The 21,630-nt window shown below is 39.0% G+C and carries 15 protein-coding genes; 5 read left to right on the top strand and 10 right to left on the bottom strand.

Features of this window, described 5'->3' with window-relative positions; translation table 11 throughout:
* Nucleotides 1-153 precede the first annotated feature (153 nt).
* The 5 genes from CWD91_RS09035 (at nt 154) to CWD91_RS09015 (ending at nt 12,138) form a co-directional block, all read left to right on the top strand.
* Nucleotides 154-4,335 carry a hybrid sensor histidine kinase/response regulator transcription factor gene (locus CWD91_RS09035; protein ID WP_103440668.1) on the top strand — a complete coding sequence of 1,394 codons (4,182 nt, stop codon included), beginning with the start codon at nt 154-156 and terminating at the stop codon, nt 4,333-4,335.
* Between the two features lie 693 nt (nt 4,336-5,028).
* Nucleotides 5,029-8,244, top strand: a complete 3,216-nt coding sequence (locus CWD91_RS09030; RefSeq protein WP_103440667.1) for a SusC/RagA family TonB-linked outer membrane protein — start codon at nt 5,029-5,031, stop codon at nt 8,242-8,244.
* Nucleotides 8,245-8,259: 15 nt separating this feature from the next.
* On the top strand, nt 8,260-9,975 hold the full coding sequence (locus CWD91_RS09025; protein ID WP_239985714.1) for a RagB/SusD family nutrient uptake outer membrane protein: 1,716 nt from the start codon (nt 8,260-8,262) through the stop codon (nt 9,973-9,975).
* A gap of 29 nt (nt 9,976-10,004) precedes the next feature.
* On the top strand, nt 10,005-10,805 hold the full coding sequence (locus CWD91_RS09020) for a hypothetical protein (RefSeq protein ID WP_103440665.1): 801 nt from the start codon (nt 10,005-10,007) through the stop codon (nt 10,803-10,805).
* Between the two features lie 223 nt (nt 10,806-11,028).
* Nucleotides 11,029-12,138: a glycoside hydrolase family 16 protein gene (locus CWD91_RS09015; RefSeq protein WP_103440664.1), complete on the top strand. Its 1,110-nt coding sequence runs from the start codon at nt 11,029-11,031 to the stop codon at nt 12,136-12,138.
* Between the two features lie 107 nt (nt 12,139-12,245).
* Here the strand turns inward: CWD91_RS09015 and CWD91_RS09010 are convergent, their stop codons facing one another.
* The 10 genes from CWD91_RS09010 to CWD91_RS08960 all read right to left on the bottom strand — a co-directional run bounded on the left by CWD91_RS09010 (nt 12,246) and on the right by CWD91_RS08960 (nt 21,508).
* A complete protein-coding gene (locus CWD91_RS09010) occupies nt 12,246-12,644 on the bottom strand; it encodes a response regulator (protein ID WP_103440663.1) in 399 nt (132 codons plus the stop codon).
* A complete protein-coding gene (locus CWD91_RS09005) occupies nt 12,619-13,992 on the bottom strand; it encodes a PAS domain-containing protein (protein ID WP_103440662.1) in 1,374 nt (457 codons plus the stop codon). Before CWD91_RS09005 ends, CWD91_RS09010 begins: the two co-directional genes overlap by 26 nt.
* Before the next feature lie 483 nt (nt 13,993-14,475).
* Nucleotides 14,476-15,087: a MarR family transcriptional regulator gene (locus CWD91_RS08995; RefSeq protein ID WP_103440660.1), complete on the bottom strand. Its 612-nt coding sequence runs from the start codon at nt 15,085-15,087 to the stop codon at nt 14,476-14,478.
* 55 nt (nt 15,088-15,142) lie between these two features.
* A complete protein-coding gene (locus CWD91_RS08990) occupies nt 15,143-15,406 on the bottom strand; it encodes a DUF2024 family protein (protein WP_103440659.1) in 264 nt (87 codons plus the stop codon).
* A 51-nt stretch (nt 15,407-15,457) separates the two neighbouring features.
* Nucleotides 15,458-15,691, bottom strand: a complete 234-nt coding sequence (locus CWD91_RS08985) for a thioredoxin domain-containing protein (RefSeq protein WP_103440658.1) — start codon at nt 15,689-15,691, stop codon at nt 15,458-15,460.
* A 126-nt stretch (nt 15,692-15,817) separates the two neighbouring features.
* Nucleotides 15,818-16,465: a cation transporter gene (locus tag CWD91_RS08980; RefSeq protein ID WP_103440657.1), complete on the bottom strand. Its 648-nt coding sequence runs from the start codon at nt 16,463-16,465 to the stop codon at nt 15,818-15,820.
* Between the two features lie 137 nt (nt 16,466-16,602).
* Nucleotides 16,603-17,091, bottom strand: a complete 489-nt coding sequence (locus CWD91_RS08975; protein ID WP_103440656.1) for a GNAT family N-acetyltransferase — start codon at nt 17,089-17,091, stop codon at nt 16,603-16,605.
* Nucleotides 17,092-17,168: 77 nt separating this feature from the next.
* Entirely contained in the window at nt 17,169-18,308 is a 1,140-nt protein-coding gene (locus CWD91_RS08970) for a PepSY-associated TM helix domain-containing protein (protein ID WP_103440655.1), read from the bottom strand.
* A gap of 29 nt (nt 18,309-18,337) precedes the next feature.
* Nucleotides 18,338-20,761: a TonB-dependent receptor gene (locus CWD91_RS08965; protein WP_103440654.1), complete on the bottom strand. Its 2,424-nt coding sequence runs from the start codon at nt 20,759-20,761 to the stop codon at nt 18,338-18,340.
* Nucleotides 20,762-21,079: 318 nt separating this feature from the next.
* Nucleotides 21,080-21,508, bottom strand: coding sequence for a DUF1801 domain-containing protein (locus CWD91_RS08960; RefSeq protein WP_103440653.1), 429 nt, complete (start codon nt 21,506-21,508; stop codon nt 21,080-21,082).
* Between the last annotated feature and the right edge of the window lie 122 nt (nt 21,509-21,630).

Genomic DNA, 21,630 nt, shown 5'->3' with positions numbered 1-21,630 from the left:
GTGGGTTTGGAAACTATTGTAACTACATTGTTCTTTTTCCACGAAAATTTCCTTGTCGTAAATTCTATGGGGCTAATTTGATATTTTATTGAATTTGGTATATTATTCCTATTTTAAGTGTATTTTCAATTACCTGGATTAAATTAAAACAGAATGACCAAAGTTTTTATAAGAATCTGTATTTTTTTTATCGTCTTATGTCTTTTTATTCCTTATTCCTGGTCCCAAAAAGCTGTTCCCAAGTTAAATTTCGTCAATATAAAGGAAGGGATATCCAAAGTCGGGGTTTATTCCATTTTACAGGACGATTATGGTTTTATATGGATAGGGACCAACGGATCTGGCCTGTATCGCTATGACGGAATAGATTACAAATCTTACAAGCATATAATTAATGACCCTACTTCAATCAGCAGTAGCCAAGTTAATTGTTCCTATTTAGACAGTAGGAATAGATTATGGGTAGGCACGGAAGTTGGACTAAACCTATACGATAACGAAAAGGATCAGTTTAAGAGAATTCCTTTGGTATCTGCCAATGAGCAGAACGGCCTTATAATGCCAATAAGTGCCCTAAAAGAGGATAATGATGGCAATCTACTTATTGGGTCTTTCCGATATGGAATGTTCAAAATGAATCTCGATAGTTTTGAGGTGGAAAAAGTAACCGTCAACGAAGCGGATGATTCAGACCTCTTGGTCGTAAGGGCTATTCAGACGAATTCCAGTGGGAAAGTTTATGCTGGGACCAATATGGGCCTATATGTAATGGACGATAAAACAGGGGTTCTTAAACGTTTTAGTCTTTGGAACAAAGGGGAGTTGAATTCAATTGAGGTCTCAATAAGATCTTTACTTATTGATGATGCCAATAATATTTGGGTAGGGACTTTCGACGATGGTTTATATAAGGTGAAAATTGGCAATTCCAGTATAGGTGAACCTACGTTCATAGAGAAGTACACCTTTTCAAAGCATCCCTTTTTTACTTTAATGGCTCTCCCCGATGGTACGCTGATGTGTGGGACGGAAAACGATGGCTTATTTCATATTAATGCTAGTGGGGCAGTATTGAATCATTATTTGACCAACAAAAAAGATGAAAAGAGTCTGCTGTCAAATTCTATATGGACCTTGTATTTGGATAATGATCAAAAAATATGGCTCGGTTATTACAATAAAGGGGTCGCTGTATATGATAAGTTATATGACAAGTTTAAAGACATTGAAAGCCAGTACAACAACCCAAATTCTTTGCAGATTAGTTCTGTTACGTCAATTATAAAAGATTCCTCGGGTAAGCTATGGATAGGAATGGATGGTGGCGGAATAGATATTCTGGATTTGAACACTAATGATTACACCCATATAAACAGAGCTAGTGATAATGGATATTTAGGCTTGTCCAGTGATTATATACAGACCCTTTTTATAGATAGCAAGGAAAATATTTGGGCAGGAAGTTGGGATGGGGGAATCTATTTCTTGAAAAAAGGATCTAAAGGATTTATTAATTACAATACCGATAATACACAAGGTGGTTTAACATCCAATACGGTAATGAGTTTTGATGAGGATAAGGAAGGTACTATTTGGATTGGGACCTATAATAGTGGTTTGCATTCCTATGACCCAATTAGAAATCAGTTTAAGCAATATAGCTCCCAGCCATTTGAAGATTTAGGGATCACGAGTAGTAGTGCTTATAAAGTTTTGGTAGATTTCCAAGATAATTTATGGTTGGGGACAACCCAAGGGCTTTATAAAATAACGAAGCTACCGGACCGAAAGTTTTCGGTGGTTTCCATGATAGATAGAATGTCGCAGGAATCTACCAATAATTCAGCCTCGAATTACATATTGTCACTTTATGAAAGTAGTGACCACGCCATATGGATAGGAACTAAAGGAGCGGGTCTCTGTAACTACCAGCCTAAAACCGATACCTTTATTTGGTACGATAAACTTAAAGGCCTGGAAGAGGAAAATGTATGTGGAATTATTGAAAGTTTGGATGGCAACATTTGGGTGGGGGGCAATGCAGGGCTCTCCAAAATGGATCCGAATTCCAAGGAATTCAGCAATTTTACCACAGATGATGGACTTCTTGCCAACGATTTCAATATAAATTCCACCTTTATGGACAATGAGGGTAATATTTACTTCGGAAGTTATCAGGGGGTCAATTATTTTAATCCTTCGCAAATATTGACCAATACCAATGAGACTTCGTTGTATCTGTCAGAATTTAGGTTATTCAATGAAAAGGTCTTGCCCACTCAAGAAGATTCCCCTTTGATAAAGGTGATTTCCGAAACGGATAGCATTGTATTGAATCATGGTCAATCTGTTTTTACTATTGAATATTCGGGCATAAACTACACTCGTCCAGAAAAAAATGAATATGCCTATTATTTGGAGGGTTATGAAGAATCATGGAATTATGTTGGAAAAAAAAGAAGTGCTACCTATACCAACTTAGATCCCGGGAATTATACTTTTAAATTAAAAGCGGCCAATAATGATGGTGTCTGGAATGCTTCTCCCTTGACTTTGCAGATTACCGTTTTGTCGCCCTGGTGGAAAACAAATTGGGCTTTACTTTCTTATATAGCTTTATTTGTTTTAGGCATTTATCTTTTAAATAAAATGACCCAGTCACGGATAAGGGAAAGGCAAATAATACATTCTGAACGAGAAAAAAGGTTGCAGGAAAAGGATCTTGATGAAAAAAAGTTTCAATTTTTCACTAACATATCCCATGAGTTTAGAACCCCACTCACTTTGATAATCAATCCAATTAAGGATATTATTAATGATGAAAGTTTAAGCCTGCCACCCAGAATAAAGGAAAAGCACAACATAATTTATAAAAATACGGATCGACTATATAGACTGGTAAACGAGTTGTTGGACTTTAGAAAATTGGAGTTAAATAAAATTGGGGTCAGGGCCAAGGAACTTAACTTGATAGATTTAACACAGGAAGTAATAAGCCATTTCAAGGAGGAAGCATTGGATAAAAATATACATCTGAGCCTGGATTCTGATGCTGATGATCTAAACATATGGGCGGACGAGAGTATGTTGGAGAAAATTATTTTCAACCTACTTTCCAATGCCTTTAAGGTTACTCCAGAAGGTGGTGCCATTAATATTCAACTACTTTCAAAGGATGAAATGTACGGTCTGCCATTGGTAGATAAGACAAATCCTACCCCAGGGGTAGAGTTAATTATTTCGGATACAGGCCCAGGACTAAAACTGGAGGAAACGGCGAAAATCTTTGAACGTTTTTATCAAGTGGAAAACTTGAATAAGACCTATTACGGAGGAACAGGCATTGGTTTGGAAGTCGTCCAAAGTTTTGTGGACCTGCACAAAGGGAAAATAGAAGTTAAAAGCGAGGAAGGTAGCGGAACGTCATTTAGGTTGATATTGCCAAAAGGAACCCGGCATTTTAAAGCGAATGAAATTTTGTCGGATGTCAAGGACCCCGACACCATTAGGGAGCGCGTTAAATTGGTGAAATCCAAAGTTGTAGAGGTATCGGAGGTTGGGTCAGAGGAGGTGGCCACAGCCTACACTCTATTGATTGTTGAGGACAATGGTGAACTAAGGAGTTATCTAAGGAATGAACTTAAAAACCAATATAAGATACTTTTGGCCAAGAATGGTAAGGAAGGTTTGGAACTGGCCAAGTCAGCTCTGCCCGATATTATTATTTCTGATGTTATTATGCCAGAAATGGATGGATTTGAATTTTGCAAAAAAATTAAAGGGGATATAAGAACCAGTCATATACCTTTATTGATGCTTACGGCAAAAGCTCGGATAGATGATAGAATGGAAGGGATTGAAACGGGAGCAGATGCCTATATGGTAAAACCTTTTGATCTTAGGCTGCTAAAACTTCGATTATCACAGCTAGTAACCAGTAGGCAATTAATTTTCAATAAATATTTTAGTGTTATAAGTGATGTGCCAGTGAACAAGAATACTACCTCATTGGATAAAGATTTTATTGAAAAGGTACTGAACTATATCAATAAAAATTTGGATGATCCAGACTTAAGTGTAGAAGCTTTGGCTTCGCATTTAAATTTGAGTCGAAGTCAGTTTTATAGAAAAATAAAGGCGCTTACAAACCAAACGGCCAATGAATTTTTGAGAAATATAAGGATCGAAAGGGCCAAACAAATAATTGAAAATGGAAACACTAATATAAGTGAGGTTTGTTACAAGGTTGGGTTCTCCACTCCTTCATATTTTACAAAATGCTTTAAAGAACATTTTGGGATTCTGCCTACAGAGGTTGATCCGATAAAATCTTAAATCATTACTCCTGGATTCTGATTTAGGGATTATATTTATGTTGAGGTAGAGCATTGGTCCGTCCTATTGAAAAATGTTTCAAGGGGGCTGCTTTGGGGCTGCCCTTCAATTTCCGTCAAATGCTTATAGACAAGGCAATTTATTTTTGACAAAAAGCATATAGGGTTGCCCTATATTTTAATCTTTATAATTCTTCATTTCAAAACATGAACTTTTTGATCTACAGTTCATTTCTTCCAGCGTATTATTTTATTTAAAAGGGCGTCTGCATACCTTTTTTAAGTCCAGATTATTTTAACATAAGGTTAGGTTTCCATTTTAAGGAAGTCATTTAAAATTAGTTTCTCTCCACGGTATTATATAAATACTATAACAAATGATGCACTGCATACAAAAGATGTAGCATGCTGGAATTATAATTGAAAGTTGCAGCAAAACTTCTACGGGTTGCATGATATATGGCATGCATAATTTAATATTTATTTAACATTTGACAGAATGAAAATTAACAATCCAAAATTCAAATGGAAGCAGTTGATAGAGATACTGCTGATAATGGCCATCGTTGCATTGCTGGTTTTTGTCATCGTTTTTATTCTCTAATTAAATAATAATTAAGGCCTTTTGGTTTACTGAAGAAACATAAGATTTTACACTAATGAAAACTCAATTAATTAACCTAAACTATTTTATATGATGCTAAAGCTTAAATTCTTGATTATCACTTTGGTACTGGTTTGCTCGCAAAACGTCGTTTCGCAGACCAAGAACATAACAGGGCTGGTGTCCGATGAGTCGGGCCTACCGTTGCCTGGAGTAACGGTCGTTGTAAAAGGTACCGTTAATGGAACCACCACGGATTTTGATGGGAATTATTCCATTGGAAATGTGGGGCCAGAGGACCGCTTGGTTTTTACCTATATAGGTATGGTCAGCCAAACAATCACCGTAGGACAGCAAACCACTATCAAAGTAACCTTACTGGAATCTTATGAGTCTTTGGAAGAGGTTGTTGTAGTAGGGTATGGGGTTCAAAAAAAGGCTTTGACCACAGGGGCCAATCTTAACGTAAAAGGAGAAGATATTGCCGAGTTGAACACATCAACAGCCATGGAGGCCCTTCAAGGTGTTGCACCCGGGGTAAGCGTTACCAGGAACAATGGGGAACCAGGAGCAGGTACCAAGGTTACTATTCGTGGTCTGGGTACCATCGGGAATTCCAGTCCACTATATATTGTGGATGGGGTAGCGGTTGGCAATATTGATTATTTAAACTCTTCGGATATTGAGTCCATCGACGTTTTAAAGGATGCTGCATCCGCGGCCATTTATGGGTCTAGAGCAGCCAACGGAGTGGTATTGGTAACGACCCACAAAGGAAGAAAAGGTAGCAAGGCGCAGATACAGTACGATTCCTATTACGGAATTCAGAAGATATACAAGAATCTATCGCCTTTAAATGCCCAGGAATACATGTTCATCATGGACGAAGGAAGGGTAAATGATGGTTTGGAGCCGAACAATTGGGAGGCTATTCTACAAAATAATAACTGGCTAAATAATAATTATCCCAATAATTTGGGAACCGAATTAGGTTCTGAAATATGGGGTATGCTGCAAAATGGTTGGGAAGGTACCAATTGGATTGATGAAATGACTACCAAAAGTGCCCCTGTAACCAGCCACTCCGTAAATATTACCGGAGGTGGAGAAGACAGTACCTATGCGTTCGGTGTCTCGTATTTGGATCAAACCGGGATCATAGGGGGCAATATTATAGATGCGGGCTACAAAAGGCTTACAGCCCGTATGAACACCGAATTTGTACTTTTTAAAAATGATGATCATAGTATACTTACCATAGGGGAGAACCTTACATATACCAATTCGGAATACAGAGGAGTGGCCACTGGAAACATTTACTGGAACGATCTTCACAATGCCTTGGTGCAAAACCCATTAATGCCGGCCTATTGGGACAAATCACCAGATGCCAATGGGTTTACTCCAACTTTGGATGGACTTGCCAACGATCAGGCGAATCCGCTCGCGGTTATGTTTTACAGAAGTAACTACAGCAATTTGGGGAATAAGGACAATACATTGGTCGGAAACGTTTATATGGAATTGGAGCCAATAGAAGATTTGAAATTTAGATCATCCTACGGATTGGATTCATGGTTTGGCCACGGACGGTCCTGGACACCAACCTTTGCTTTGGGAGTGCTTTTCAGCAATGCCAACGACGGTGCATCACAATACCAATATTTAGGAGCCAATTTAACATGGACCAACACGCTGACCTATGAACGTACTTTTGGGAATCACAATATAAATGCACTGATAGGTAATGAGGTATATAAAAACCAGATCAATAATTCCGTTGGTGGCAGTATGGCCAACACAAGATTTGGATTGCCGGAATACGCTTATTTGAACAATGTGGATAAGACCGATGTAAATTCCATTAATACTTTTGGCGCAGACTACGCGGCAGGAGGAGGAGGATTGCTGTCTTATATAGCCAGGGCACAATACGATTATAAGGAAAAGTATTTGTTATCGGCAACCATGAGGGCAGACGGATCATCCAACTTTGCGAAAGGCAACCGTTGGGGTTATTTCCCTTCAGTATCTGCAGGATGGATCCTTACCAACGAGGATTTTCTATCCAACAACAGTGGTGTTTTGGACTTTGCTAAATTTAGGGGAAGTTGGGGGCAGAACGGAAATCAATCCATAGATAATTTTATCTATAGCTCTAATATCGCATATCTAAATCCAGGATATTATTTTGGTGATACCAAACCTATTTCCGGAGCAACAGCTGTCCCTGCCAGGGTAACCAATCCGGATGTAACCTGGGAAACCTCGGAGCAATTAAATTTCGGATTGGATGCTAGGTTCTTTAATTCCAGACTGGATTTTACGGCCGACTGGTATAAGAAAACTACAAAGGACTGGTTAGTGGTTGCCCCTATTCAAGGTACGTCGGGTGCAGGAGCACCGTACATTAACGGTGGTGACATAGAGAATACGGGTTATGAACTTATGTTGTCATGGAACGATAACATTGGCGATTTTAAATATGGGGCCACCATAAGTGGGGCCTTCAACAAGAATGAAATTACTAAAATTGCAAACTCGGACGGTATTATCCAAGGACCAAGCTCTGTATTGTCGCAAGGTACGGCCTCAGTTTCCAGAGCGGAAGTAGGCAAGCCAATAGGATTCTTTTACGGGTATGAAACAGACGGCATTCTACAAACTCAGGATGAGGTTGATGCTTATGTGAAGCCAACGGATGGTACCCCTTATTTTAGTGATCAGCGCCCTGGTGATGTTAGGTTCGTAGATCAAAATCAAGATGGTATTATAGATGAGAGCGATAAAAAGATGTTGGGGAATCCTAATCCCGATTTTGAACTAGGTATTCAACTCAATGCAGAATACAAAGGTTTCTATGCTAATGTTACCTTGTCCGGGAAATATGGAATGCAGGTCATGCAATCCTATAGATCGTTTGCCGACCGTTTTGACCAAAACTATACTACCGAGATATTTGGGCGCTGGCACGGTGCCGGAACCTCCAATACGCTACCTCGCTTAAGCTCGGTTTCCAACAGGAATACCAACTGGATTTCTGATATATATATGCAGGATGCAGATTACCTAAGGATCAATAATTTGACCGTAGGGGTTAAATTGGGCGACTATATTTCTGACATAAAGTTATTCTCCGATATTAAAGTATACGTCGCAATCAACAACCTATATACGTTTACAAATTTTAAAGGGATGGATCCAGAAGTTTCCTTTGGTCACGATGCAGGTTGGGCATCAGGTATCGACCTAGGTCTATATCCCTTACCAAGAACTGTAATGTTTGGTTTTAGTGTTGATTTTTAATTTTAAAAATAGTAGATGATGAAAAAACTAGTATATAATATATGCATTGCGGCTTTGGTTTTTACTACAAGCTGTAGCGAGAAATTTTTGGACACTGAAAATCTTTACGAAAAAAGTTTAGATAACTTCTACAGTAGTCCTAAAGATATAGATGAGGCTATGTCCGGTGTTTATAATGCCATGTATACCGGAGGTGTACATAGTGATGAAAGTATTGCAGCCAATCTACTGTCCGATATGATGTTGGGTGGTGGTGGTCCAGATGATAAATCGGCAAAAAATGTAGATAAATTTGAAGATCCGGAAGAGGACACTTACCGGGATCTATGGGTGGAAACCTATAATGGCGTTACCCGGGCAAATGCCATTATTGAAAAAGTTGAGGAGGTAGATTTTGCTTCCTTCTTTGATACGCCAGAAGAGGCCATTGCTTTTAAAAACCAGACTATTGGCGAAGCCTATTTTATGAGGGGGTATTATTATTTTAGAGCAGCAAAGTTCTTTGGAGGGCTTCCTTTGATCCTAGCAATAGATGATCCCCGAGATGCGCCAAGAGCCTCCTTTACAGAGACTTTTGCCCAGATAGCATCAGATTTTAAAGTAGCCATAGAAACTATGCCATCCATAAATTCCAATGACATCCCAACTTCCAGTTATGGTCATGCCAATAAATGGGTTGCGGAAGCGTATATGGCCAGAGCTTACCTTTTCTTTACTGGCTATATGAGCAATATGGAAGGCCAGTCTACTTCAGATCTGCCTTTGGCAGATGGAGGATCCTTGTCCAAGAGCAGTGTTCTTGCGTATTTGGATGATTGTATTAATAATAGTGGTTATGATTTAGCCACGGATTTCAGAAATTTGTGGCCTTATTCCTATGTAAACCAAAGTGCAGGTACAACTGTGCTACCATGGGCACAAACAGAAGGATTGGCCTGGGTTGGCCAGGATGGGCATTCACCTACTTTCGGTACGGGCAATAAAGAAACCATGTTTGCTCTGAGATACTCCACCACCAGTTGGGGCGAAGGACAGAAATATAACAACAGAATGCCTTTGTTTATGGGAATTCGGGATAACTCCATGGTACCTTTTGGACAAGGCTGGGGCTGGGGAACTGTAAATCCCAAACTTTGGAACCAGTGGAACGATGCCGATAAAAGAAAAGTTGGTTCCATTATAGAGGTTGGGAATGCCGACCAAGGAACTGGTGGGTACGAAGCCGACAAAGGTGATCATGAGACTGGCTTTTTTAATAAAAAATACACTACAGTTCAACATCCAGATCCAGACGGGGTGGACGGAGTAAAAGGTATGTTCTACTTCTTGTACGATATGAACAATGGTGATCCCATGCAGTTATGGGCAGCGCAAGATTATATATTGATGCGCTATGCAGATGTTCTTTTGATGCATTCCGAAATTTCCGGTACGGCGTCAGGAATGAACAGAGTACGGGTTAGAGCAGGTTTGGGAGAAATAGGATATTCTTTGGAAGCCATAAAGGAAGAACGTTTGCATGAATTGGCTTTCGAGGGAATAAGATGGTTCGATTTGGTGCGTTGGGGAGATGTAAATACTGCTTTTGGCGATGCTATCAATGTTAGGAATTCAGGTATAGATGCCGTATATAAGGTAACCTACCGTGCAGAAACCAAAGGATTGGTTCCGGTTCCAGAAACTGAGATAAGATTATCCGGGGGCGCATATACCCAAAACCCGGGCTGGTAAAATAGTTAGAATCAATAAAATATAGACAGATGAAAAACAATAGAATAATATTAAAATGGTTTATTGCTTCTCTATTCTTGGTGACCGTGGGCTGTGAGCCAATTGAAGACCGGGATTATTTGGAGAACACGACTGATGTGGCTGGGGTACAGCTTGTTGCCACCCAAAGTACAGCCGGTGGTAATAAGATAGAACTCAATATGGCTACCCCAGGGGTTACAGGCTACTGGGACTACAATCTTGGTAGGGCCTATTCGGACAAGGTGGAGTTTATTTATCCAATACCGGGGACAGCTACTTTTACTTTTACAGGAACTTTAGGTGCTGAATTTTTCACTAAATCCATCGACGTACAGATCGATCAATTGGACAGTGCCTTGGACCAAGATTGGTATGATTTGGTGAGTGAGAGTACTTCTGCTGGTAAAACATGGGTTTTCAATGGAGGTCCTTCGCCAGATGGTGGCAGATGGTGGTATATGTCCCCTCCCAATGATCCAGGTGCCTGGGCAACTGCATGGTGGAATGCTGCGGGAGATTGTTGTCCTCCAGCTGATGCTGCCGGTAATATGAAGTTCGATTTGGATGGTGGTGCAAACTTTACATATTATTCTGCTCCAGATGCCACACCAACAACAGGAAACTTTGTTTTGGATGTCGCCAACCAAACCTTAAAAATTAATAATGCAAATATTTTGGGGGCAGAGGACCCTAGGGGTAATCCGGACGGTCTTTATACTATTATTTCCTTGACCGAAGATGAGATGGTGTTGTATGTTGCCAATAATGGTGGTGGCACAGGTTGGACCTGGATTTTTAAACCGGAATAGTTGTTATAATCCACTAGAACATGGATTTTAATAAGGGACAGTGGTTAGTCCGGCCCTTATTGCTGAATTTATTGAAAAGGCATTTTATTGCAATTCTTGTAATAGTAATAAAAACAAACCTTTTCGAGTTGGTTAATTTAGTTATTGAAGGCCTTGTTGATCTATAGTTAAAGTCAACAAGGTTTTTCAATATATAAGCTCTAGATTAAAAAAAAAACGTATTATGAGATTGATGTTATTTATTTTAATTGCAATTACCGTGGCTTGTAGTGGCAGTAATAATGAAGATAGCGGCTTTGTCTACACTAATGCGGAAATAGAGAAAATTTTACCTACCGAGCTTAACCTGTCCGTAGAGGTTTTGGGATTGGATATCAATAATCCATATGGGGATGGAACAGGTGTGGTACAATTTTCGGCTTTGGCCAAAAATGCAGTTAAATATGGATTTATTATCAACGATGAATCAGAGGTAGAAAGTAAAGATGGCACTTTCTCCTATACCATGAAGGAGGAAGGAACCCATGATTCCAAAATAACGGTCTGGGCCTATTCAAAAACAGGCGATGCTATTTATTTTTCTGAAATGTTTACCGTTTTTGTGGCCGAACATGAAGCTAAACTTATATGGTCCGATGAATTTGAGGTAGATGGAGCCATATCTTCAGAAAATTGGAAATCCGAAATTATTGCTCCTGATAACGGGAGTTGGTGGAACGGGGAATTACAACATTACACCAATAGAATGGACAACGCCTATGTTTCTGAAGGAACTCTTAAAATTGTGGCAAAGAAGGAACAATACACAGCTCAGGGTACCACAAAGGATTATACTTCGGCCAGATTAAATTCACTGTTTTCATTTACCTATGGTAGGGTGGAGGTCAGGGCAAAGCTTCCGTATGGCAAAGGCACTTGGCCAGCCATTTGGATGTTGGGGTCAAATATTGAAACCGTAGGATGGCCTGCTTGTGGTGAAATAGATATTATGGAACATTGGGGACATGAACCTGAGAAAATCTCAAGTGCCACCCATACCCCTTCCTGCTCTGGAGGATGTTCCCAAGTCACAGTAGGATCTACAAATATTGCGGATTATGACACGGAATTTCATGTTTATGGGGTTGAATGGACAGAAGATGCACTGCGGTTCCTAATAGATGATGAATTTGTGTATTCCTATAATCCCACCTTAAAAAACATTGATTCATGGCCCTTTACGGCAGATCAGTTTATTATTTTGAATGTAGCCATGGGAGGTAGTTGGTTTATAGTAGACCCCAATTTCACATCTTCCACTATGGAAGTGGATTACGTTAGGGTATATCAATAGGGCTATACCGACTATTAGATACCTTACAAGACCTTTTGTATTGGGAAAGGAATAATGCTTGTCTTAAAATGTTATGTAAAGTCATAAATATTGGACGCCGATACCAATTAATCCTGTAAAGCCAAATATTCCATAAGTAGTGGTAATTTTTCAATCTTTTCTTTGGTCAATGGTTTTTGAATAAAATGTACAATGTTGGCAAATGATTTGGATTTGTCTAAATCAGTGCAATCCGCAGAGGAAGTTAAAATAATGACACTGGTACTGTTTTCCAAGCCGTGGTTGCAAATTTCATCCATAAATTCCCAGCCATTCATAACGGGCATATTAATATCCAAAAGCAACAAATAGGAAATATCTGGACCATTATCAATGAGTATATAATCCAATGCCAATCTCCCATTCTTAAATTGTTCAATTTTGGAATTGGTATATTTTGAAAACAGTTTGTTATGCAAAAAAAGAATTACGGGATCGTCATCAACCTGCAATAATCTGTACGTCATTCATTTTCTCTTTTAGTTGGGCATCATTAATAATCTGGGCTATATTTTTGGTCATTATATCCATTTCATTGGCCGAATTTATAATTTCGGTATTTATATAATGTCTTTCCTCCTTACCTATGGAATCCTGGTCGGTCAGTAAATTTATTAGTCCCATTAGGCGTACCAAAGGAGCCCTAAGTTCATGGGATTGCATCCAGCCAATCCTTTTTAAACTCTTATTCTGATTTTCTATAAATTTTAAATATTTCATTTTTTCTGAAATATCTATCGCGATGATTTGCCTACATTTTTGGCCATTATAGGTAATGGGACTACTATAAAGATGCACAGTCAATATTTCTCCCTGCTTGTTAATATGTTTAAAATAGCCATCGAAAAAGTTTAGATAATTTTCCCGAGTTTTTTGAACCTGTATTTCCAGATTTTCCAACTCACATTCTGGTCTTATGTCTGCCAAAGTCATGCCCATGAACTCATCTTTGCTATACCCATATTTCGAAATAGCTGCTGAATTTACATTTAAAAAAGCCAATGTTTCAAGGTCGTATACCCATGAAGGTTGGGGAGAATGCTGAAAAAGGCTATGATATTTTTCTTCAGATACCTTAAGTTGTTCGGTATACAATTTTTCCTTGGTAATATCTGTAATTACAATGTCTAGAAAACAAGTGCCGTCTTTATCCTTTAAAGGTGTTCCCACACCCTGACACCAATTAATATTACCTTCCTTTGAAACTACTCGCCATCGGCATTCGAAAAATTCCATTTTCGCAAAGGAATTGCTTAAGGCGGATCTTATGCCAACTAGATCATCCTTATGTGCTAAATTGCGCAAATAGCCTTCATCTTTTAATAGGGTTTCACATGGAATATTCCAGTATTTTAGGGCTTCCTTACTTATATGATCAACTGTGATTTGGTTGTTGGAATCCTGTCTTAAGCGCAGTATTATAATGGAAACGTTTTTAAGGATGGATTTTAATTGAGTATACTTTTTTTTCTTGTCCGTAACCTCCTGTATGGTGCCAATGCCGCCAATTGGATTATTGGAAGTGTTAAATACATTTGCTAGACCGGATTCTTTTATCCATCTCCAAGACCCATCCTTATGCTTAAACCTATAGGACATTTCAAAAGCATGATCGGTGCCTTTTTTATATTTCTTCCATGATTTTTGAAGTAAATCAAAATCTCCAGGATAAAATAACTCCTTGAAATTGTTTGAAGTAAATGATTTATCTGCCGGGTCTATATATCCCAAGACATTTTGAATGTATCCAAGATTCTTGAATATCGGGTCTTCTTCACCCCATCTCCATCCATAGTACTTGTTCTGTATACCCATATTTCTTAAAGATTACCAAATTGCTTGTCCTATATCGATAAATAGTTGGTAGACTTAGGCTCATCCAATTACAATGTTAATATATAATTAGTTTTTGATAATATATAATGTAAACAGCATATTTTTCAAATACCTATTTGCCTTTTGTGCCTTTAATTGGTGATGAATACCTTGGTAAACAGTAATATTTCCCTTGACCGGTAGGGAGGTACTACGGTTATTTTTTTTAAGTACAGGCTCAAAGACTGGGCGGAATTGTAGTTGAAGTTTAAAAATGGGTTTGTCCTGATTTACAGTGAACATGGGCCGACCTGTCATGGTGTTCTGCGTTTGCTGCGTCTCAGTTTTATTCAACAAATTTTGTTGGAACAGCTTAAGAATACGGCTGTATTCATCTGTCCAACTATTGGGTTCCAATCAAATTATAAGGTTGGGTCTTGCAGGAACCAATGGGTATTGCAATAGTAGATTGGACTGGAGGATTTAGTGGGTATGCCTTTCTTCGAATTCCGGACAGTCTAACCTAATTTCGGTATTTAAAAGTGCTTTGTCCAACAAATTGCAATAGTCCTGCTTGTTGTCCATACTGTAGAATTTACATCCGTAACAAGTTCTTTGTACTGTAAGTATTCCGCTTCTATTTAATTGATAGATAAGTTTGCTAAGGGTTCCGAATAGACCTTCCAAGTCAGTCTGATTTATAGTTGTGAGTTGGGTTTTAAGGGGATGGGCAAAATCGGATGTTTCCGCCACTACATTTTTGCCCGTAGTGGAAAGACCAATGGAATAACTTCTACTATCGCTGGAGGAGTAGTTTTTGGTAATCAAGCCTTTCTTGTCCAGCACTCTAATAGCATCACTTATGGTGGGTTTGGTAATATTGAATTCTTTGGCCAGGTGACTTACATTACAAAATTCGGTTTTGTGGTAAGCAATGAAAATTAAGATCTGGATTTGGATGGGACTTAATCCCAACAATTTGGCTTTATCCCAGAGCAATACCTTGAATGCCTCGGATATACGCTCAAGTCCTGCCACAATTTTGCTGGAAACGTCGGTCTCTTGATGGTCTGGATTAAATATACTCTTGTCCATATAAAAAGCCTGCCGGGATTTTGCCCGACAGGCAAAGTTAGTTATCCTAATTTTATTATTCGCAATTTTCCATTTCTATGATATAATACCCTTTTTCATTGATGATATCGGCCAGGGTTTCTGGAGCCTGTTCCATATGGCAGAACTTACATTCCTTTGGGGTTAATTCAGCTGTTTGGAAAGGCTTAGAGGATAGAAAGGTACGCCCGTAACGGAAAATGCTGTCCTTATCTTCCATGGTACTGGGTACCAGTATATCAAAATGCATGGTCTTGCCATCTTTGCGGGCTACATAAGTGTCCCAAACCGATATTTTCATTGAAATTATAAAATAAGTTATTAGGAGTCCTAACCTATAGGATTAATTTTTTTAACCCTTTACGTCTGCCATGGAAGCACCGAAGTTAATATGGAGCACATTTCCAGAAGGGGTAACCAAAGCTGGCACTGATTTAACTCCTGCTTTTTCGGCTTCGGGGATACGCGATTTGCTAGTTCCGAAATGTACAATTTCCACATTGTTCTTTCCCACTAGTTCTAAGATTTCATGTTCTGCACTTAAGCATACTGGACATCCGGCATGATAAAAAACTGATTTTTTCATTGTTCTTAAATTTAGGTTATAGCACTATTGCCACACAAATATAGTAAGGAATCCTAACTAAACAAATAATATTGATATTTTTTACGATATCACCTATAATTTCAAGTTTATTTCAGGGGGCAGGAATCAATGGCAGCCACAGTATTTTTCGCTATTGGCCTTTTCAAAACATTCTTTCCCTTCCTTAAATGCGAAATACGAAAGAGCCAGGGTACCAATACTGTCAATATAGGGAATGTTCCATAGTTCATAGATGCCACTACTTATCAAAAGGATAATGGACATATATACACAGACCATGGTACAATTGGCATCGGAGAGAATAGGTTCCGAATTCAGTTTTTTGCCAACATTTCTTTTGCCCAGGACCAACATCCACATAATGGCAATGGAGACGATAGAAATGACCACGCCCCAAAAGGTGGTAATGGGTTCGTGACCACTCCATATGTTATAGAGACTTGTAAATACCAAGGCCACCACCAAGCCATAAAAGGCGAATCCTGTAACCCTCAAGGCGGTACGTTCAAAAGGGTCTTTGTTGCTGTCAGGTCTTTTTTGTATCCTAATAATCATATGTGCAATGCCAATACCGGAAATGACCTCTATAAAGCTATCGGCACCAAACCCGAACAGCGCCAGACTTTCGTCCTCGAAACCCAAATAGGTGGAGATTAGACCCTCCGCAATATTGTAGATTATAGTGAACAGGGCAAATCCCAGAGCAATTTTATATAGACGGTTATTATCTGCCGAGGCGATTATATTTTCCATTTGCTATGGTTTATAGAGCCAGATGGGGCTGTTGGTTTGTGGTTTCTTATGAAACGATCCATGGATTGGGATTTATTGAATCTTCCTTTTATGTAAAGATATCCAGACTTTAGCATAATCTTGGTCTCTCTTGGGGTTTAATTTAGGTTCTTGGCCAAATCCAATTCAAAATATTTGGCCGATTCGTGAGGATTATGGCGATAAGCAGATATTTCCACAAAACCGTGGTCCGTATATAATTTTATGGCGGATTTCATAAAGTCGGCCGTGTCCAATTTTACACTTTTGTATTGTAGTTTTCTGGCGGTATCAAGACAATCCTTCAATAGCAGTTGCCCTATGCCCAGACCTCTGCTTTTGGGTTTTACATACATTCGTTTAACTTCACAATCCTGTTCATTGAATCTGCGGATACCGGCGATGCCAACGGCCTCATTATTTATATAGGCAATAAATAAGCCACCGTCCTCTAGGTTGTACATTTGAGGCAGGCCTTTCATTTCTTGATCAAAGTTTTGAAAGGAGAGGTCGATCCCCAACCAGTCTACATACTCCAGAATCAATTCTTTTGCGGCTAAGAAGTCGGCCGTTGTTTGGGCCAATTTTATTTCAATATTGGTTTTCATGTAGGATTTAATGGGTATGTATGTATAATTCTCTTTGATTAAAAAGTACGGAATTATTTTGACTTTACCCCCTTGTACTAGACTTCAATTTTCACCAAACTATTTTTCTTTTTATAGGTTCTTCCGTACCATAATAAAATTCCCGTTACCGGTAGACTGGCGGTAAGCAGGCTCACCAAAAAGGCGATTATTTTACCAACAATACCACCAATGGCCCCAATATGGATGTCATAGTTCATACGAAGTATTTTATCGGCCATCTTGGCATTTTCGTATTTGCCATATATACTTGGCGTTTCTATTTCCTCCAGGGTGTTTTGGTCAAAAAAACGAAAGTCGGAATCGTAGTAAAGGCCGGAACTGTTGGAAACTTCCACATATATACTTTTGTCCGGGCCTGTGGGATAGTGAAGTTCAAAACTTTCTGCATTGGGAGATGCTGCCTGAAGCTTGGGAATAAGCAGGTCTATTGGCAACACGGTGTCGTTAGGGCTTGGGGTGCCACTATTTTTAGGAATAATAAAAGCTGCTTCCTTTTCTCCTCCCAAGGATTTGTACAGGACGTATTTCATCCAGTTATAAGACATTACAGAACCTGTAAAGGCCAGAATCAAAGCTAAGGAACATACGTAAAAACCGATGACAGCATGTAGGTCAAAGTTTTTTCGTTTCCAGCGTGTAGTATCCTTCCAGTTAAACTTTAACCTTTGTCTAAGATTTTTTCTCTTTTTGGGTACCCACAATACTGCGCCGGAAATGATGATGATCATAAAAATGAGTATGGAAGCTCCTACCACTTGCTCTCCAATTTCCTTTGGCAACCACAGCCGCATATGACCTTTTAAAATAAAGGCAAAAAATCCGGATAAATGATCATCCACCTGAATAACCTTGCCATTATAAGGATTTAGAAATACACTTTGGTAAAATTCTGGTTTGGGATCATAGAATATAACCTCTATGGCATCATCAGCTTTTTTGAACAGGGTACCATGTATGTGGTTATTGGGGAAAACTTTCATAGCATACATTTTGGCCTCAGTCGGGGTAAGAATTGGACTATTCTGTGGGCTTACCTTTTTATAATCGTCATATATGCTTTCAATCTCATCCCTAAAGGCCCAGCAACAGCCTGTAATTGCTACGATAAAGACAACGATGCCTGTGGTTAAGCCCAGTATCTTATGAATTTCAAATATGATTTTTCTAAATTTCATTGCTATGGTGTTGAATGTTGGTTATCCACTTAAAACTTGTACGTAAAATTGGCCAACAATACTCTAGGAGCCTGCGGGTTTATAGTGGACCAGCCTTTGTAATACTCTTTGTTAAATGCATTGTTCAGCTTAAAACCAATTCGGTATTTATGGGCCTGATAATACACAGAGGCATTTGCAATGGTATAGTTTGGCAAAATAAATTCGCCAGTAGAGGCATAATTTATTGCAAATCGCTCACTTGCTCCATTAAACCCCATTCCAATGCCAAAACCCTCCAGACTACCCTGTTGAAATTCATAGTTCGTCCAAAGATTGTACTGTGTTTTGGGACCAGCTTCCAAAGGTCTTCTGTTGAGTATCTCGCTATTATCGGATTTTGTGGTTTCACTGTCATTGTTGCTGAAACCTGCCCTTATGTTTAAACCTCTAAGGGGGTTGGTGTTAATTTCCATTTCAAAACCTTTACTTTCGACTTCCCCACCTTGTATCTTGTTGAAGGGGGAAGAGGGGTCCGTAATTACCCGGTCCTTAACCTTAATGTCGTAATAACTGATCGTGGCATTCAATCTGTTGTTGAATAGGTTTGTTTTAACCCCAAATTCCAACTGATTGGCCTGTTCAGGGTCGAAGGTTTGTAGGGTTTGGGGTCCATCACCCGGATTTCCCACTAATTGGGGTGCCACATTGGTGAATCCGTTTTGGTAATTGGCAAATAAGGACAATTGTTCCATTATGGGCTGATAAAGTAGCCCGAATTTTGGGGATAAGGTGCTTTGGTCATAATCATCATCCGTGTTGGTCAAATCGCCCTCATTGTCAAAATGATCTAGGCGAACTCCTACCATTGCCGATAGGTCTTTAGTAATATTGATAACATCCGACGCATAAAGACTATAAATGTGATATTTGGATTTTATATTTCCGACCGCCTGTGTAGACAAAACTGCATCCACCCCTGTAGTTGATAACGGAAAGGAATCTGTTTCAATTTCAGCAGTAAAGGGGTTGTCACCATTGGAACCACCTTCGGGAGTTACATTTCCGTAAAAGGCATAGCCGCTACTGTTGTTTATTTCAGTAGCATTAAAATAGTCGATACCTATGACCATCCGGTTCCTAATGGAAGCAATTTTAAAGTCGCCTATGAAATTTTGTTGAATGTCGGTGGTCTGTGTATTGGCATTTTGTTTGTTGATAAACCGGGTAAAGGTATCGTTCCCCAAAATACCATAGTCATACAGATAGGAATAATAACCTTTTGTGGATGTGGAACTTTTGGAAAGAAGGCTTTGGGATTGCCAGGTGTTGGACAATTTATAGTCCATTTCGATCCTATAATTCTGGGTAGGATTCTCCAAGCTAAGGTCATTGCTAGTAAAGGATAGTTTGTTGTTGTAGCCCAATTCCTCCAGATTTTGGGCTTCCGTTGGTGCACCCCGGTTTAAAAACAAAAATGTGGGATTGGTTTGTTCCGCCTGTGTAATTTCGCCATAGAAGGAGAAAGAAAGTCTGTTGTTCACTTTATAGGAAAGTGAAGGAGCTACAAAAAAGGATTTTCTAAATCCTGCATCCTGAAAACTCTGTTCGGTGAAGTAGGAGGTATTGAGTCTAAAATATAGATTTTCACTTTTATTAATGGCAGTATTAAAATCGCCCGTAATCTGATTTAACCCGTATGTGCCGGAAGTAAAGGAAAGTTCACCTCCTGTGCCCACATATGGTTTTTTGGTTACAACATTGATTAGTCCGCCGTAGGAACTAACGGCGTTGCCAAATAAGGTTGCCGAGGGACCCTTTAAGACTTCTATACGTTCTATATTGGCGGGGTTAATAGTACCATTGGTTAGACCTGGCAGGCCGTTTACCAATTGTGGTTGTACAGAAAACCCTCGCATTGAGTAGTATCCAGCTCCGTCTCCACCCCGGCCTGTGGAGGTCCATAGGTTTTCTACCCCTACTGCATTTTTTAAGGCATCGTCGAAGTTGGTTACTATTTGGGACTCCAATAGGTCATTGGTAATGGTGTTATAGACCTGTGTGTTTTCAATGTCTTTTAATGGTAGTTTGGCCACATAAGCCGTTTTCTTCCTGGAGAATTTATTAATGCGTTCTCCCTCAACGATAACCTCGCTCAGTATTTCGTTTCCTTCGTACAGGACAAGGTTCTTAAGATCTAGGGTATTATTGTTTATAATAGAAAATGCTATATCCCGGGTCTTAAAACCTAAATAGGATAAGGATAGGGTTTGGTCTCCGTTACCTAAGTTTTTTATTTCGAAATATCCATTTTCATCGCTTTGTGTCCCTTTTTCGGAGCTCTGGATAATAATATTAACCCCAAATAAGGGGGTTTGGGTGTTGTCGGTTATCGTCCCTTGTACGGTGGCGCTTTGTGAAAATGCCAATGATTTTACGATTAAAAGGAACAACAAGGCTAGTTGATTTTTCATAATTTTTATTTAGACTAATGATAAATAGTGGTTCGATGGCAAAAATATCTTGAAGATTTGAACTGACCAAATTATTTATAATAAATCTAAATAAGAAAATACTAAGGGCTGATTACCAATAGGGAAGAGGTGTAATTTTAAAAGGTTTAACGTTTCAATTAAGGGTTTTTGGCTATATGTTGGTTATGGATAATTGTTATTTGGAGAGTGTCTTTCTCCAAAACTGCCAGACAATTTCATGAAACTTTGAAGTTAGTGAACTAATTGTGGAATTATTTTCAGCTGGTAGGTAGCGGATACCAAATCCCCTAATCCGATTTAAATGCCCAATGTAGGTAAGTGTTTTACCTTATGATAGGTGAGGGCAGCGGTGATGCAAGCCTGCAATTCCTCTTTTGGGATGGAGTCCTCTAAGTGAAAAATAATGGCCCTACTGCCTTCATACTTAAATGTATTGTTGAATACCATTTTAAAAGTGGGTACCAACTTACTGGTACACTTGAAGTAGATGGCATACTGATCTGGATTTTTTGCTTTCCAATCTATTCTAATGGTACTTCCTGTTTTGGTTAGATAACTTGGCTCGTTCCATTTCAAAGTTTCTTCCAGCAAGCTTAGACCTTCTATTTTCTTGGCGGATTCAATGATCAGCGTTCGCAGGTATCCTATTTTTAATCGAATCTCAGGGGGGTAATTGTTAAAAACCAATGTAACCCCGGGGTTCGTATTTATCCGTAAATTTGACATAGCCTATATTTTGGACCTAATGTTGGTTTAAACCAACAGATGATTTGGAATAGGCAAGGTAGCGGATAAATTAAATTTATGCAATGGATCAAAAAAAACGGTCGTAAATACCTAATGCTGAT

It is taken from the genome of Arenibacter hampyeongensis (genome assembly GCF_002909255.1).
Lineage (GTDB): Bacteria > Bacteroidota > Bacteroidia > Flavobacteriales > Flavobacteriaceae > Arenibacter > Arenibacter hampyeongensis.
This window is presented reverse-complemented; position numbering and strand designations above follow the sequence as displayed.